Here is a 15,914-nt window from a genome sequence, read left to right as displayed (position 1 = left end):
GTGAAAAGCGTTTACGGGCCGGGGTCAGATGCAATCCTGTGCGGCGCGTTCAAAACTCGACGGCAGTAAGTTCGAGGCCAGCAAATGCCGCTCATAGATGAACACCTTGCCGCCGTTCCCGACTTTGTAGGCTTCCAGCACGTTGTCCGCCGAGACTTTGCTCGGCACCACGATCCGATAGCTGCGCTGGGTCTGCGAGACGGTCGGGTTCAACGCACTGCCCTGCAATTTCGGTACGACGCAGTCGGCGTATTGGGCAGGGGTCTTGCTGGTCTGCAAGGTCAAGGTCGGGTCGTTCGGCGCGGAGGCACAGCCGGCGAGCAACAAAGAGCCAAACGCCATGGCTGGCACAAATGAAGAGCGCATCGGTCTTTTCCTGAAAATAAAAGGTTGTGTTCGATGCAGGTGATTTTCCGACTATTGCCGCCAAAGAAGAACTTGCGTTTCGTAATGGTCACTATTACTTCTAGCGATAGTTGCGCGCCGTGCAGACGGGTACACACTGAATCACAACTGGAAAAGATGCTTGCGCAGGTGAACACCACGCGAGTGTTGGGCATGGTGGATTGGGAGGAACTGGAGGCATTTGTCGAGGCTGCGTTTGCCTGAGAGATGCGGCGGTGAGCTCAAGCCAGAAGTTCGGTGATCCACCGGGCCTGTCGGGCGACTTCCTGCACCTTCTCCTCGGGCACGGCCTGCCGCGCTTGGGCGAACTGGGTCAGGGTCTTCTGTTTCTGGCGCAGCCTGCGCTGCCACTTGATTAAGAAAGCCGGGCTGCGTGCCTGCATCTGCAGCGGGCCGAAGTACAGTTCCTCGGCGGTGTAGATCACCGGCCCGGCGCGTTCGGCGACGATGATTTCGTAGTCGAAGCGGTTTTCCCGCAGCACTTCCTCGCACAGGATGCGGTAACCATTTTCCATCAGCCATTGGCGCAGCGGCTGCTCGCCGCCGTTGGGCTGCAGGATCAGGCGCTCCTGACCGCTCAGACGCGCCTTGCCGCTGTCGAGGATGTCGCGGATCGTCTCGCCGCCCATGCCGCAGATGCTGATTGCCGTGATCCCGTCTCCCGGCTCGATCGCCGCCAGACCATTGCCCAGACGCACGGTGATCCGCTGGTCCAGGCCGTTCTCGCGCACGGTGCGTTCGGCCGAGCGAAACGGCGTCAATGCCACCTCGCCGGCCACCGCCGCCGCGATGGCGCCCCGGCGCATCAACGCCACCGGCAGGTAGCCGTGATCCGAGCCGATATCGGCCAGGCGCGCACCTGCGGGCACATGCGCCGCCACGCGCTCCAGGCGCATGGACAATGTCTGTTCGTTCAACTGCAGCCCCTTTTCACCACGAACGTCCGGCACCTTTGGCCGGATCGGGACGCGACTCTGTCGATCAACGCCGTACATGTCAAATTCCTGCGACCAGGGCCATGGCTCGCCCCGTACTTGCCACTCGCACAGTGTTGACGGTTTCGAGATATTGAGTGGAGGGTTCAGACCTTCGACCTTCGCCTGCCCCCCAATCCATCAGCCTTTGTCCTATCCTTTATCCAACCCATATCGCCGGTCGCCGCTATGCCCGCCCCCGAATCCATCCTCCTCCAAAGCTGGCACCACAACGCCCGGTCCTGGATCGAAGCCATCCGCGCCGGCACCATAGAAAGCCGCCACACGGTCACTGACCAGGCAATCCTGCTGGCGGTGCTGGGCCGTCAGCCCGAGCGTGTGCTCGACCTGGGCTGCGGTGAGGGCTGGCTGTTGCGGGCGCTGACTGAACGGTCCATCGAGATGGTCGGCGTGGATGGCGATGCGACGCTGGTCGAAGCGGCCCGGGCGGCGGGAACTTCTGTGGTGCATTTGGCGAGTTATGAAGCGTTGGTGGAGGCGAAAGTAGCTATCGGTCGTGACTACAACCTGATCTGCGCCAACTTCGCCTTGCTGCACCAGGACATCATCCCTCTGCTCGCCGCCATGAACACCCTGCTCGTCCCGGATGGCGCGTTGGTCATCCAGACACTGCATCCGTGGACCGCAGCGGCGGGTGATTATCAGGATGGTTGGCGCACAGAAACCTTTGCCGGGTTCAAGGGAGAGTGGCAACCCATGCCGTGGTATTTCCGCACCTTGTCCAGCTGGTTCAATGCCCTGGACATGGCCGGTTTTCGGCTGACCGGCCTGCAAGAGCCGCAGCACCCACAAAGTCCTGTGCCGCAGTCGTTGCTATTGATAGCCGAGCCTATACGCCGAGGGTAAGCGATGGCGCTGGGCATCACCTCCGCTTCCGTCGCGCCTCTTCATCCTCCGCCAATGCCTGACGAACCAGCGCCCTCGCCGCCCAGGCCGCGGTGTCGAGTGATTCGTCGATACTCGCGCGACTGATATCGCGCACGGCGATCAACGCTTCGGTGCCGATGACGATCGACAGCGCCTGCTTCAGGCGTTTGCGCGCCCGGGGTGTGAGCACGTCCTTCAACGAGTCGACGATCGGCTCGATGTAGCTCATGCGCCGGCCCGGTCGCAGGGGCGACTCGTGGGACTCGTTTTCGAGCCACACGGTCATGAACGAACGTTCCATCACATGCAGGCCGATTTCGTCGTCGATCAAGAGTTTGTTCAAGGCGTTCGCCGCCAGACCTATGCCCTTTACCGGATCGTCTCCCGGCCGCCAGAAGCTCTCCAGCGGCTTCATTTCACGATCGGCCGCCGTCTCGCTGATTAACGCCTCAAGCGAGGGAAAGTAGCGATACGCCGTGGCGCGCGACACCATCGCGCGCTCGGCCACTTGCGCGACAGTCGGGTGATGGCCCTCGTCGCGCAAGGCGACGGCGGCGTCGATAAGCGCCTGACGCGTTCGCAGTTTCTGGTTGGCGCGGCCTTGCGGATCGCCGTCTGGGTGTGACGGGCTTGACTTCGGAATCGGCATGGAGTAAATGAGACTCTGTCTTGTCGTAAGACTTGAGTCTCATAATAGACACGCAACCACCCACCTACAAGTCTGTTTCAGCAACTGAACGCGCCTCAGGGCGCATGAGGTGAATGCCATGAATCACAACCCCCGTTCGCGGACCTGGTTTCGGCTCGCTGCGCTCTACTTCGCTAGTGGCGTGATACTGGGCGTGGCGATGGGCGCTTCCGGCGACCACTCGCTGTTCGCGGTACATGCCCATGTCAATCTGTTGGGATGGGTGTCGATGGCACTGTTCGGAATCATCGGCACCGCGCACCCGTCCATCACCGAAGGACGCGTTGCGACAGCACAGTTCTGGACGTACAACGTTGGCGTCCCGGTGATGCTGGGCGCGCTGACGCTACGCCTCAGGGGCTTCCCTTCAGTCGAGCCATTGATTGCCGTCGCCTCCATATTCATTGGCTGCAGTGTGCTGCTGTTTGCGTGGCTGGTGTTCTCGCGCATCGGCGTCACAGCCGAGGGTTTGAGCAGCGCGACACGGGAATCGCCCCTTTCATAACGCGCAAAACCAGTCGCTGATTTTGGGCAGCGTATCGGTGCGGGGTGAGATCTGCTCCGGATCAAGCGCTGCCCTTGTAACTGGCAGGGTGCAGATGAGCAGGAATGGGCAGAAAGAGCGGCCCCACAAACCCCGATTTCGGAGTGAACTCCCCCACTATGGGTGCCGTTCCCCAGCAGTATTCGCGTCTCGAATAGCACAAAATTTCGGTCTCTGACCAATGTTTGCTGGGTCTTCAGGCCGCTAGACATACTTTGTCACATTCCTTGCAAAGTCGAGTGAGCTTCTCCCGTTCATCAAAGGTGGAGCGTCGAGGAACTGCACATATAACCATTGGCTTGCAGCATGAAGTCCCCCTGTCAATTCAATGGAAGTGCTGCAGTCATCCTCTGCAATTGTCTTGGGGGAAACTTTTATGAACCACCCTGAATATACGTGTGCGCAGGTAGCTCGCCGTTTTTTATGCTTTCTAGCCTGCCTGCTTACGGTAACGCTGGTGGCGGCCGACGAACCTCAGGGCAATGACAATCAGGGGAATGAGAAGTGGCTGGAGCCAGCACGCTCCAGGCTCATGCATGTGAATGGCGGGATGCCGTTCTTTCCGCATCGGGCCAATACCCCCGGCAACCTGGTTTTGAATGTAAAAGACTTCGACAATGCCCAGGTATGTGGCGCTTGCCATACGGAGATCTACAAGCAGTGGCGCTCGTCGATGATGTCCCAAGCCTGGGATGAACCCATCTATCGGGCCTTGCTCAAGCGTGCGAGTTCGGCCACCGAGGGGAAGGTCGACAACTTCTGCACCGGCTGCCATACCCCGATCGGTCTCACGACCGGGCAGATCAATTCGCAAGTCAACCGCTCCTCGATTGAAGACAGCGCGAAAAATCATCCGATGCCCGGGGTCGATTGCGAGACCTGCCACAACATTAGTGCCCGCACAGGCCTCGATAACGGCGCCTATGTCCTGAGCCCTCGAGCGCACGGTAAACCAACCAAGTTCGGCCCGCGTGAAGATGCCGTTTCGCCCTATCACGACACGGTATATTCCGCCCTGCACACGCGCTCGGATTTTTGCGGCACCTGCCACAACGTCACGCACCCGTTCAGCAGTGTGGCGGTCGAGCGAACCTATGACGAATGGCAGGAGAGCGCCTACAGCCTTAATGACATAACCTGCCAGAGCTGCCATATGCCGGGTTTTGCGGGTAAGGCCGCGATCATGGGGCCAGACCGCGAGCAGGTCGCCTCGCATTGGTTCAGCGGAGCCAACGCCATGATGCTCAAGCATCTCGGTCAGGAAGCGGGCGCGCAACGCGCGCGCGACATGCTCGCGCGCGCGGGGGAAATAACGTTCCAGCAACTGCCGGCAGCCATCATTCCCGGGCAATACACCTCGGTAGCAGTGAAAGTTGCCAATGTCGGCGCCGGGCACAAGCTGCCGACCGGCTTTCCGGAGGGACGGGAGATGTGGATCGATTTCCGGGTGCTGGATGCCAGTGGTCGCGAGCTCTATCGGCTGGGCTCGATCAAGGACGGCAAGACCGAGGACAACACGCGAAATTTCAAAGTGCACATAGGCGACAAGGACGGCAATCCGTTGGACGTCGAGGTCTGGAATGCCACGCAAATTCTCTCGGACAACCGCATTCTGCCTAAGGGCTACGATATTGGGGAGTTCTCCTTCCTGGTGCCGGCCGACGCCGTAGGGCCGCTCACCTTGACTGCCGAACTGAACTACTGGCCGTTTTCGCAGAAACTGGCCGATTACCTGCTTGGCAAGGATAAGTTGCAGGTGGAAATCACCCAGATGGCCAAAGTCACACAGAGCGTACCCCTGTCGACAAGCCTGCCCGTCGTCGGGGCAGACACTGCGCATTTTTAGCTGCGCAGTGTCGACGTTCGGGCAGGCCGAGAGTTATCGGCAGCGGGCAGCCCGGTCCGGCGAGCAAGGTGGAGGCATTGCGGCACGAGACGATGAAGGCCTGCGGGCTGGCGGATCAGTCGCATAACCTGCATTGAAGTGGCGAGCAATGCCACCTGCATCGAACACCTGATGCTAATCACTCAATTAAAAAAAACAGCAACCTCACTGTGGCAACAGACGCTAAACACCATTACTTGCGCTCTAAACACTCCATTCAAATCTTTATGAAATTTTTATTCTTTCACCCCATATCCTTTTAACAACTTACCAGGCATCAAACTAGGCTTCCCTCATCGCTGGAGGGAATACCATGGACTTCATCTTTTTAGTACTTGGTGCACTGTTTGTTCTCAGCCTCGTCGGCCTTGCGCGCGGTTGTGCAGCGCTTAACAGGAGACGGTCATGACTGGCTTCTATCTACTCGGCAGTCTGATAGCGGCCGGGTTGCTGGTTTATCTCGTCTGCGCGCTGCTGTTTCCGGAGGACTTCCTGTGACTATTCAAGCCTGGGTCCTGCTTGGGGCTTTTCTTCTGGCGCTCGGCATTCTGGCCTGGCCCCTTGGCGTTTGGCTGACCACCGTAATGGAAGGCCGGTTTGCCTTGGGTTCGCGCATTGAGTCGCCGCTGTATCGCCTTGCCGGCGTCAAACCTGAAACGCAGATGAGCTGGCTCCAATACGCACTCGCCTTGATCGTCTTCAATGCGCTGGGTTTGTTGGTCGTTTATGCGTTGCAGCGGCTGCAAGATGTGCTGCCATTTAACCCGCAGGGCATGGGCGCCGTCAGTCCGGATTCGTCGTTCAATACCGCCGCCAGTTTCGTTACCAATACCAACTGGCAAGGCTACAGCGGCGAAGCAACGATGAGCTACCTGACGCAGATGCTCGCGCTGACCGTGCAGAACTTCCTGTCCGCCGCCACCGGTATTGTGGTGGCAATTGCCCTGATCCGCGGTTTCGCGCGCCACAGCGCGGACAGCATCGGCAACGCCTGGACCGACCTCACCCGCATCACCTTGTGGGTGCTGTTACCGCTGTCGCTGATTCTCGCGTTGTTCTTCGTGAGCCAAGGCGTGATCCAGAATCTTGATCCCTACAAGGAAGTCACGACGATGGAGGCCGTGCAGTACCAGGCTCCGGTACTCAATGACGCCGGTCAGCCGACCCTTGATGCGCAAGGCAATGCTGTGTTGAAAAACGTCACCAGCGACAAGCAGACCATTGCCATGGGACCGGTGGCGTCACAAGAGGCCATCAAGATGCTGGGCACCAACGGCGGCGGTTTCTTCAATGCCAACTCCGCCCACCCCTACGAGAACCCCACCGCCCTTACCAACTTCTTGCAGTTGATCGTGATTTTCCTGATTCCGACCGCGCTGTGTTTCGTGTTTGGTCACATCGTCGGTGACATACGACAAGGCTGGGCGCTGCTGGCGACAATGACGTTCATCTTCCTGATCGCGGTGGTGGCCGTCACCCATTACGAGCAACTCGGCAATCCGCAGTTTGCGTCGCTGGGCATCGACACGGCGGCGGGCAACATGGAAGGCAAGGAAGTGCGCTTTGGCATCAGTGCATCCAGCCTGTTCGCAGCCGTGACCACGGCGGCTTCATGTGGTGCGGTCAATGCGATGCATGACTCGTTCACCCCACTCGGTGGCGCGGTGCCGTTGATACTCATGCAGCTGGGTGAAGTGGTGTTCGGCGGAACCGGATCAGGCCTGTACGGCATGTTGGTGTTCGCCATACTCGCGGTGTTTATCGCCGGCCTGATGATCGGTCGTACCCCTGAGTATCTGGGCAAGAAGATCGAAGCTTATGAGATGAAGATGGTGGCCATCGCGATTCTGGTGACGCCGTTGCTGGTGCTGTTCGGGACAGCCATCGCTGTCATGGCCGAGGCCGGCAGACTGGGGATCGCCAACCCGGGTGTCCATGGTTTCTCGGAAATCCTCTACGCCCTCACCTCGGCAGCCAACAACAATGGCAGCGCATTCGCCGGTCTTTCGGCCAACACACCTTTCTATAACACCCTGCTGGCGATCATGGCCTGGTTTGGCCGGTTCGGCGTCATCGTGCCGGTGCTCGCGGTCGCCGGCAGCCTGGCGGCCAAGAAACGCCTGGCGGTCACCGGCGGCACGATGCCCACCCACGGCATGCTGTTCGTTGTTTTGCTGATTGGCACGGTGTTGCTGGTCGGCTTGTTGAACTACGTACCGGCGCTTGCACTGGGCCCCATCGTTGAACACTTCATGATGATCAAGTGAGATCACGAACATGACACGCAAAGCGTTCTCCTTGTTCGACCCCAAGCTCATACGCCCTGCCATAGTCGAATCCGTGCGCAAACTCAGCCCCAGGATCCAGTGGCGTAACCCGGTGATGTTCGTCGTTTACATCGGCGCCATCATTACCACCGCGCTGTGGGGGCAAGCCCTGAGTGGCAAAGGCGAGGCCAGCACCGGCTTCATTCTCGCCATTGCCCTGTGGCTCTGGTTCACCGTGCTGTTCGCCAATTTCGCCGAAGCCCTGGCCGAAGGCCGCAGCAAGGCTCAGGCCGCCTCTCTGCGCGACCTGAAAAAGGAAACCTGGGCCAAGAAACTGCGCGAACCGCATTACGGTGCCGAGTGGCAATTGGCTCAGTCGAGCGACCTGTGCAAGGGCGACGTCGTGATGGTTGAAGCCGGCGACCTGGCGGACTCGGTGATCCCCGCCGACGGTGAAGTGATCGAAGGCGCTGCCTCGGTGGATGAGTCAGCTATCACGGGGGAGTCGGCCCCGGTGATACGAGAATCCGGCGGCGACTTTTCGGCGGTCACCGGCGGGACTCGGGTCCTGTCCGACTGGATCGTCATCCGAGTCACCACCAACCCCGGCGAAACCTTCGTCGACCGAATGATCGCGATGGTCGAGAACGCCAAGCGACAAAAGACACCGAATGAAATCGCCCTGTCGATTTTGCTGGTCGCGCTGACGATTGTGTTCCTCGGCGTGACGGTGACCCTGCTGCCCTTCTCGCTGTTTGGTGTTGCCGTGGCGAATTCCGGTATACCGGTCTCGATCACCGTCCTGATTTCACTGCTGGTGTGCCTGATTCCCACCACCATTGCCGGCCTGCTGTCGGCAGTCGGTGTGGCGGGCATGAGCCGCATGATGGAGGCCAACGTGATCGCCACCTCGGGCCGAGCGGTGGAAGCCGCCGGCGACGTGGATGTTCTGTTGCTCGACAAAACCGGGACTATCACTTTGGGCAACCGTCACGCCTCGGCATTTTTAACGGCTCCGGGCATCAAAGAGGCCGAACTGGCAGACGTGGCCCAACTGGCCTCCCTGGCCGACGAAACCCCGGAGGGACGCAGTATCGTCGTATTGGCCAAGCAGCGTTTCAATCTGCGGGAACGGGACATCGGCGCACTCGACGCCCATTTCGTGCACTTTTCGGCGCAAACGCGAATGAGCGGCGTGAACCTGGGCGACCGGCAAATACGCAAGGGTGCCGGTGAGGCCATTCTCAAGCATGTCCAAAGTCTGGGCGGCAGCTTTCCCGAAGCCGTACAAACCGCTATCGAGGACGTGGCGCGCCGGGGCAGTACCCCATTGGTCGTCTCCGACGGGGTCAAGGTGCTGGGCGTCATCGAACTCAAGGACATCGTCAAGGGCGGTATCAAGGAGCGCTTCGTCGAACTGCGCCGCATGGGCATCAAAACGGTGATGGTCACCGGCGATAACCGGATCACCGCTGCGGCCATCGCTGCCGAAGCCGGCGTTGATGACTTTCTGGCAGAGGCCACCCCTGAACAAAAATTACAGCTGATCCGCAGCTATCAGGCGGAAGGCCGATTGGTGGCCATGACCGGTGACGGCACCAACGACGCTCCGGCATTGGCTCAGGCGGATGTCGCCGTGGCGATGAATTCGGGAACTCAGGCGGCCAAGGAAGCCGGCAACATGGTCGATCTGGACAGCAACCCGACCAAACTCATTGAGGTGGTGGAGACAGGCAAACAAATGCTGATGACCCGGGGTTCGCTGACCACCTTCTCGATTGCCAACGACATCGCCAAGTATTTCGCCATCGTGCCGGCTGCCTTTGTCAGCACTTACCCGCAACTCGCGGCACTCAACATCATGGGACTCACCAGCCCGAATTCGGCGGTGTTGTCAGCGGTAATCTTCAACGCGTTGATCATCATCTTCCTGATCCCCCTGGCGCTCAAAGGCGTCAAGTATCGCCCGGTCGGTGCGGCCCTGCTCTTGCGCCGCAATCTGCTGATCTATGGGTTGGGTGGTGTGATCGTTCCATTCATTGGCATAAAAGTGATCGACATGGCGCTGTTTGCCGTCGGTCTGACTTGAAGGAGCATTGTCATGGCGTCTCTACTGCGTCCAGCGTCGACCCTGTTGATTGGGCTTTCGTTGATCACGGGCCTGGCCTATCCCTTGGTCACGACCGGGATTGCCAGACTGGTCTTCCCTTCTCAGGCGGCGGGCAGTCTGATCGAACGGGACGGCAAAGCCGTGGGCTCGTCGTTGATCGGTCAGGGTTTCAGCGATCCCCGGCATTTCTGGAGTCGCCCGTCTTCAACCAGCCCGATGCCCTACAACGCGACGGCATCATCAGGATCGAACCAGGGGCCACTGAACCCGGCGTTGGCGAATGCGGTCAAGGGGCGGATCGATGCCTTGCGTGCAGCCGATCCCGGAAACACCGCCACGGTGCCCGCCGACCTGGTCTACAGTTCGGCTAGCGGGCTTGATCCACATATCAGCATCGCAGCAGCCCTGTATCAGGCGGGTCGAATTTCGCGGGTGCGCAGCCTGCCCATAGAGCGCGTTCGTCAACTCATTGCGGAGCACTCTGAAGGCATGCTGATGGGGTTCCTTGGCGAGCCTCGGGTCAACGTCCTCGAACTGAACCTGGCACTCGACGCCATGCATTGAGTGCCAACTCACACACGGTGGGCTTGATGGCCGAACAACGTCCTGACCCAGACCAGCTACTGGCACAGATTCGCGAAGCAGAAGCGCAAGCCAAGCGCGGTCGGCTAAAGATTTTTTTCGGGGCCAGTGCCGGTGTCGGCAAGACTTACGCCATGCTGGTCGCCGCGCAAACGGCGAAACGACAGGACACCAATGTACTGATCGGAGTCATCGAAACCCATGGCCGCGCCGAGACCCAGGCGCTCATCTCGGGGCTCGAACAATTGCCGCTCAAACAGGTCATCGACAAAAACCGTACGCTGACCGAATTCGACCTGGACGCCGCGCTGCTGCGCCAACCGGAGCTGATCCTGATCGACGAGCTGGCCCACTCCAACATCATCGGTTCCCGCCATCCAAAACGCTGGCAGGACGTAGAAGAGCTGCTCGGCGCCGGTATCGACGTCTGGTCCACCATGAATGTTCAACATCTGGAAAGCCTGAATGACATCGTCGGTGGCATCACCGGCATTCGCGTCTGGGAAACCGTGCCCGATCATGTATTCGATACGGCCGATGAAGTGGTCATCGTTGACTTGCCGCCCGACGACCTGCTGCAACGTCTCAAGGAAGGCAAAGTCTATCTGGCCCATCAGGCCGAACGTGCGGTGCAGAACTTTTTTCGCAAGGGCAACCTGATTGCATTGCGCGAACTGGCATTGCGGCGCACCGCCGACCGGGTCGACAGCGAGATGTTGCAATACCGCATCAGCAGCGCAGTCAAACCCGTCTGGGGTACGCGTGACTCACTACTCGCCTGCATCGGCCCGCATGAACAGGGCGAAAAGACCGTGCGTTCGACAGCGCGTCTGGCCGCTCAACTCAACGTGCCGTGGCATGCCGTGTATGTCGAGACTCCCGCGTTGCAGCGCCTGCATGAAACGAAGCGCCGTCGCGTTCTGGCGACCCTGAAACTGGCCCAGGACATGGGAGCGCAGATCTCGACCCTTGCCGGTCAGGACATTGCCGAGGTGCTGGTCAAGTACGCACGCCAGCACAATCTCTCCAAGGTCGTACTGGGGCGCGATGAGCACCCTCGTCGTCGTTTCTGGCGGCGGGTACTCGCGGATCGAATTGGTGCTCAGGGCGCCGACCTGGACGTGATTCAAGTCGCTCTTCCGACCGCCCGGCCTGCACAAACCGCACCCAGCGCCACGACGACCGAGACTCCGGTGATGTGGCGGCCCTACCTCTGGAGCGGGGCCCTCTGTACGTTAACGACCTTGCTGGTCATGCCCCTGGCTCATGTGCTGGAACAGGCCAATATCGTCATGATATTCCTGCTGGCCGTCGTCGCCGTCGCCGTTCGCTTTGGACGCGGCCCGGCGATTCTGGCGGCCTTTTTGTCAGTGGGCGCGTTCGACTTCTTTTTTGTGGAGCCGCGCTTTTCGTTTGCCATCTCCGATGCCCAGTACCTGGTGACTTTCAGCGTCATGTTCGTCGTTGCATTGGTGATCGGACAAATGACTGCCGGCCTGACCTACCAGGCACGGGTGGCGCAACGGCGCGAAGACCGCATGCGGGCGTTGTACGATATGTCACGGCTATTGTCCGCCGCACTGATGACAGAGCAAGTCGCCGACATCAGCGCACACTTTCTCTCCGCCGAGTTTGGTGCAAGGTCGGCGCTGCTGGTCGCTGACGACAACAATAAACTGTTGGCCCCGATGTACACGGGCGATGCACCGCAAGTGGACGTTGCCATTGCCCAATGGTCCTTCGACAAAACCGAACCGGCCGGTTACGGCACCGACACCCTGCCCTCAAGTTCGACGCTCTATCTGCCCTTGTCAGCCCCCATGCGGGTGCGTGGTGTACTGGCCGTGCAACCGCGAGACACGAGCCGTTTGGTGGTGCCGGAACAGCGTCGCCTGCTCGACACCTGTGCGTCATTGCTGGCCATCTCGCTCGAACGGATTCACTACATCCACATTGCCCAGGACACGACAGTGCAGATGGAGTCCGAGCGCTTGCGTAACTCGCTACTCTCGGCCATCTCCCACGATTTGCGGACGCCATTGTCCGTTTTGGTAGGGCTTGCCGAAGCGCTTAAACTGACCAGGCCAGCCCTGACCGGCGAAGCCGCCGAGATCGCCATCGCGGTGGGTGAATCCGCGCTGCGCATGAATACACTGGTCAACAACTTGCTGGACATGGCTCGCCTCGAATCCGGCAAAGTGGTGTTGAATCGGCAGTGGCAACCCATCGAAGACGTCGTGGGCAGCGCCCTGCGAGCCGTCCAGCCGATTCTGGGCAGGCGTTCGGTGCAGGTCGCTCTGGAGGATGATCTGCCCCCCGTACAAATTGACGCGGTGCTGATCGAACGCGTCCTCATCAACCTGATCGAGAATGCCATCAAGTACACACCCTCCGAGACCCCCATTGGGTTGGGGGCCAGAGCCACGCCTGACCACTTTGAGTTGTGGGTCACCGACGAAGGCCCTGGCTTACCGAGTGGTCACGAAGAGGCACTCTTCGCCAAGTTCATGCGTGGCAAGAAAGAAAGCACGACGCCCGGAGTCGGGCTGGGTCTGGCTATTTGCCGAGCCATCGCCCAGGTCCATGGAGGAACCATTTCGGGTGTTACACGCCCAGAGGGTGGTGCGTGCTTCACGTTACGTCTACCCCGTGAGGAGCCTCCAGTCATCGACTCCTCTGCTCAGCAAACAGACGAGGAGCAGCCATGACCGAAGCGGTGCTGCATGTCCTGATCATCGAAGACGAGAAGGAAATACGACGCTTCGTGCGAATGGCCCTGCAAGCCGAAGGCCTGGAGGTTCACGAGGCCGATACCTTTCACCGCGGCCTCATCGACGCAGGAACACGTCATCCGGACCTGATCGTGCTCGACCTCGGACTGCCCGACGGCGACGGTGTTGACCTTATTCGAGACGTGCGGAGCTGGTCAGAGGTGCCGATCATCGTGTTGTCTGCCCGTGGCGCGGAGTCAGACAAGATCCTGGCGCTGGACACCGGAGCTGACGACTATCTGGTGAAACCTTTTGGCACCGGAGAACTGCTGGCCCGCGCCCGCGCACTGCTACGCAGACACGTGAAGGATACCGAGAACCATGCGGTCCTGGCCTTTGGCGAGATTCGAATCGATATGGAGCGGCGCGTCGTGGAACGCGCCGGCGCCCCGCTGCATTTGACACCGCTGGAGTATCGCCTGCTGATCCATCTTTGCTCACACCCGAACCGCGTGCTGACTCACCAGCAACTGCTCAAGGCGGTCTGGGGTCCTTCGCACACAACCGATACGCCTTATCTTCGAGTATTCATGGGTGGCTTGCGCAAGAAAGTCGAAGCAGACCCTTCCCAGCCACGACACCTCATCACCGAAACGGGCGTTGGCTATCGTTTCATTCCTTGACTACCGGATGACAACTGCCAGCGGTCGATAACGCATCGCGCGATCACCGCTGACCTGTCACTACATTTCGACTTGTGTGCCCAGCTCGATGACTCTGTTCAATGGCAACTTGAAGTACTTCAGATTGCTGTTGGCGTTCTTGAGCAAGAACGCGAACAGGTACTCGCGCCACTTGGCCATACCGATGCGCTTGGTCGGGATAACCGTCTCCCGGCTCAGGAAATAGGTCGTGCGCATAGGGCTGAAATCAAGCTCGGGCAGATGACAGAGGCTCAGCGCCAAGGGAACATCAGGTTCTTCGGTAAAACCAAAGTGCAGACTGACCCGAAAGAAGCCTTCACCATAGGTTTCAACTTCGAACCGATGTTCCGTAGACACTCGCGGACTGTCTTCGGATACCACGGTCAGTAACACCACTTGCTCATGCAACACCTGGTTATGCAGCAAGTTATGCAGCAGCGCATGAGGAACAGCATCGGCTCTGGCTGTAAGGAACACCGCCGTGCCTTTAACGCGATGGGGAGGTTGCGTACGAAGACTACTAATGAATAACGGTAGAGGAAGCGAGGTTTCATCCAGTCGCTCAACAATAATCTTGCGTCCCCGCTTCCAGGTCGTCATCAAGATGAATAGCCCGATGCCGGCAATGACCGGGAACGCACCGCCCTGAAAAATTTTCGGCGCATTGGCCGCAAAATACAGACTGTCCACCAAGAGAAAACCGATCAACATCGGGATGGCCAACCAGCGCGGTGTTTTCCACAGGAGCAGGACGACTGCCGAGGACAAAATGGTGGTGATCAGCATGGTTCCCGTCACCGCAACCCCATAAGCGGCGGCCAAGGCGCTGGATGACTCGAAACCGATCACCAGTAGCACAACCCCCACCATCAACGCCCAGTTAACGGTGCCGATGTATATCTGCCCCTGCTCCTGGCTGGAGGTGTGCTGGATAAACATCCGAGGGACGTAACCCAGCTGAATGGCTTGGCGAGTCAGGGAGAAGGCGCCGGAGATCACGGCTTGAGAGGCGATGATCGTCGCCAGTGTGGATAGGGCGACCATCGGCAACAGCGCCCAGTCAGGTGCCAGCAAATAGAATGGATTGCGCACCGCTTCCGGGTTTTCCAGGATCAAGGCGCCCTGGCCAAAGTAGTTGAGTGCCAGACCGGGCAGCACGAGCACGAACCAGGCACGAGAAATCGGTTTACGACCGAAGTGACCCATGTCGGCATACAAAGCTTCAGCTCCCGTCAGCGACAGGACGACAGCGCCCAGAATCGCCACACCCATTCCCGGATGGACCACGAAGAAGCGCACCGCCCAAACGGGGTTGAGCGCTTGCAGCACTTCGGGGCGCTGCAAAATACCGTAGATCCCGAGTGCGCCCAACACCACAAACCACAGCACCATGACCGGGCCAAACAGGATGCCGATCCGCGCTGTACCGTGTTTCTGGATCAAGAACAGCGCCACCAGCACGACCACTGACAGCGGCACAACCCAGTGTTCTATTCCGTCAAACGCCAACTCCAGCCCTTCAACCGCCGAGAGTACCGAAATCGCCGGGGTGATCATGCTGTCCCCGTAAAAAAGTGCCGCACCGAACAGCCCCAGCAGTACCAACACCTTGCTCATGTAGGGGTAAGGTGCCGCCGCGCGGCGGGCTAAAGCCGTCAACGCCATGATGCCGCCTTCACCCTGGTTGTTGGCGCGCAGGATGAACAGCACATACTTGATGGAGACAACCCAGATCAGTGACCAAAATATCAACGACAGAATGCCCAGCACTCCATCGTGATTTAACTGAACGCCGTAGTGGCCGGAAAATACTTCTTTCAGCGTATAGAGGGGGCTGGTGCCAATGTCCCCATAAACCACTCCGACAGCGGCAACGAGCAAGCCCGCTCCTGACGTTTTAGAGGTGGAGCCTTCGCTTGGACTGGTCACTGTTTTACTCAAGGGTCGCTTCTCTCAAACTACCGGAAGGAACTGCATTCCATCTTTGGGCAATACGATTTGCCAGGGCCGCTTGGAGTTACAGGGCGCATGGAAGATAAAAAATCGCGGCCAGTATCGTTGCGAACAAAAACAGCGACCGTAAAGAAAGCGTAAAAATTCAATGCATTCACCGAGTCGATTGCCGACCTTTGCAATTGACAGGTATCGGCCAAAGC

General features: G+C 59.3%; 13 protein-coding genes. 9 read left to right on the top strand and 4 right to left on the bottom strand.

What is annotated here, in order from left to right:
* Positions 1–24 precede the first annotated feature (24 nt).
* Together ACYZTL_RS26350 and ACYZTL_RS26345 are read right to left on the bottom strand one after the other, a co-directional pair.
* A complete protein-coding gene (locus ACYZTL_RS26350; RefSeq protein WP_461954194.1) occupies positions 25–366 on the bottom strand; it encodes a hypothetical protein in 342 nt (113 codons plus the stop codon).
* A gap of 260 nt (positions 367–626) precedes the next feature.
* Positions 627–1,322, bottom strand: a complete 696-nt coding sequence (locus ACYZTL_RS26345; RefSeq protein ID WP_461954381.1) for a tRNA (adenine(22)-N(1))-methyltransferase — start codon at positions 1,320–1,322, stop codon at positions 627–629.
* Positions 1,323–1,568: 246 nt separating this feature from the next.
* Here ACYZTL_RS26345 and ACYZTL_RS26340 point away from each other — a divergent pair, with 246 nt between their 5' ends.
* Entirely contained in the window at positions 1,569–2,246 is a 678-nt protein-coding gene (locus tag ACYZTL_RS26340; RefSeq protein ID WP_461954193.1) for a class I SAM-dependent methyltransferase, read from the top strand.
* A gap of 16 nt (positions 2,247–2,262) precedes the next feature.
* Here ACYZTL_RS26340 and ACYZTL_RS26335 read toward each other — a convergent pair whose 3' ends face one another.
* Positions 2,263–2,916, bottom strand: coding sequence for a TetR/AcrR family transcriptional regulator (locus ACYZTL_RS26335; protein ID WP_461954192.1), 654 nt, complete (start codon positions 2,914–2,916; stop codon positions 2,263–2,265).
* Positions 2,917–3,034: 118 nt separating this feature from the next.
* Between ACYZTL_RS26335 and ACYZTL_RS26330 the strand changes: the two genes are divergently transcribed.
* The 8 genes from ACYZTL_RS26330 (at position 3,035) to ACYZTL_RS26295 (ending at position 13,737) form a co-directional block, all read left to right on the top strand.
* A complete protein-coding gene (locus ACYZTL_RS26330) occupies positions 3,035–3,460 on the top strand; it encodes a hypothetical protein (protein WP_461954191.1) in 426 nt (141 codons plus the stop codon).
* Between the two features lie 415 nt (positions 3,461–3,875).
* Positions 3,876–5,345, top strand: coding sequence for a multiheme c-type cytochrome (locus ACYZTL_RS26325; RefSeq protein ID WP_461954190.1), 1,470 nt, complete (start codon positions 3,876–3,878; stop codon positions 5,343–5,345).
* Positions 5,346–5,789: 444 nt separating this feature from the next.
* Positions 5,790–5,882, top strand: coding sequence for a K(+)-transporting ATPase subunit F (gene kdpF / locus ACYZTL_RS26320; protein WP_150786186.1), 93 nt, complete (start codon positions 5,790–5,792; stop codon positions 5,880–5,882).
* Complete coding sequence (gene kdpA, locus ACYZTL_RS26315; RefSeq protein ID WP_461954189.1) at positions 5,879–7,651, top strand: potassium-transporting ATPase subunit KdpA; 1,773 nt, start codon at positions 5,879–5,881, stop codon at positions 7,649–7,651. Before kdpF ends, kdpA begins: the two co-directional genes overlap by 4 nt.
* 10 nt (positions 7,652–7,661) lie before the next feature.
* Entirely contained in the window at positions 7,662–9,740 is a 2,079-nt protein-coding gene (kdpB, locus tag ACYZTL_RS26310; RefSeq protein WP_461954188.1) for a potassium-transporting ATPase subunit KdpB, read from the top strand.
* Between the two features lie 12 nt (positions 9,741–9,752).
* Complete coding sequence (kdpC, locus tag ACYZTL_RS26305) at positions 9,753–10,325, top strand: potassium-transporting ATPase subunit KdpC (protein ID WP_461954187.1); 573 nt, start codon at positions 9,753–9,755, stop codon at positions 10,323–10,325.
* 26 nt (positions 10,326–10,351) lie between these two features.
* Positions 10,352–13,051 (top strand): two-component system sensor histidine kinase KdpD, encoded by a 2,700-nt coding sequence (kdpD, locus tag ACYZTL_RS26300; RefSeq protein WP_461954186.1) that lies wholly within the window; start codon positions 10,352–10,354, stop codon positions 13,049–13,051.
* Positions 13,048–13,737: a response regulator gene (locus tag ACYZTL_RS26295; RefSeq protein WP_461954185.1), complete on the top strand. Its 690-nt coding sequence runs from the start codon at positions 13,048–13,050 to the stop codon at positions 13,735–13,737. The genes kdpD and ACYZTL_RS26295 overlap by 4 nt, the downstream gene beginning before the upstream one ends.
* 60 nt (positions 13,738–13,797) lie before the next feature.
* Here ACYZTL_RS26295 and ACYZTL_RS26290 read toward each other — a convergent pair whose 3' ends face one another.
* Entirely contained in the window at positions 13,798–15,699 is a 1,902-nt protein-coding gene (locus ACYZTL_RS26290; RefSeq protein WP_461954184.1) for a potassium transporter Kup, read from the bottom strand.
* Between the last annotated feature and the right edge of the window lie 215 nt (positions 15,700–15,914).

The sequence above is a fragment of the Pseudomonas sp. LB3P81 genome (genome assembly GCF_054897965.1).
The sequence above is the reverse complement of the archived record's forward strand: the minus strand, read 5'-3'. Positions and strand labels throughout refer to the sequence as shown.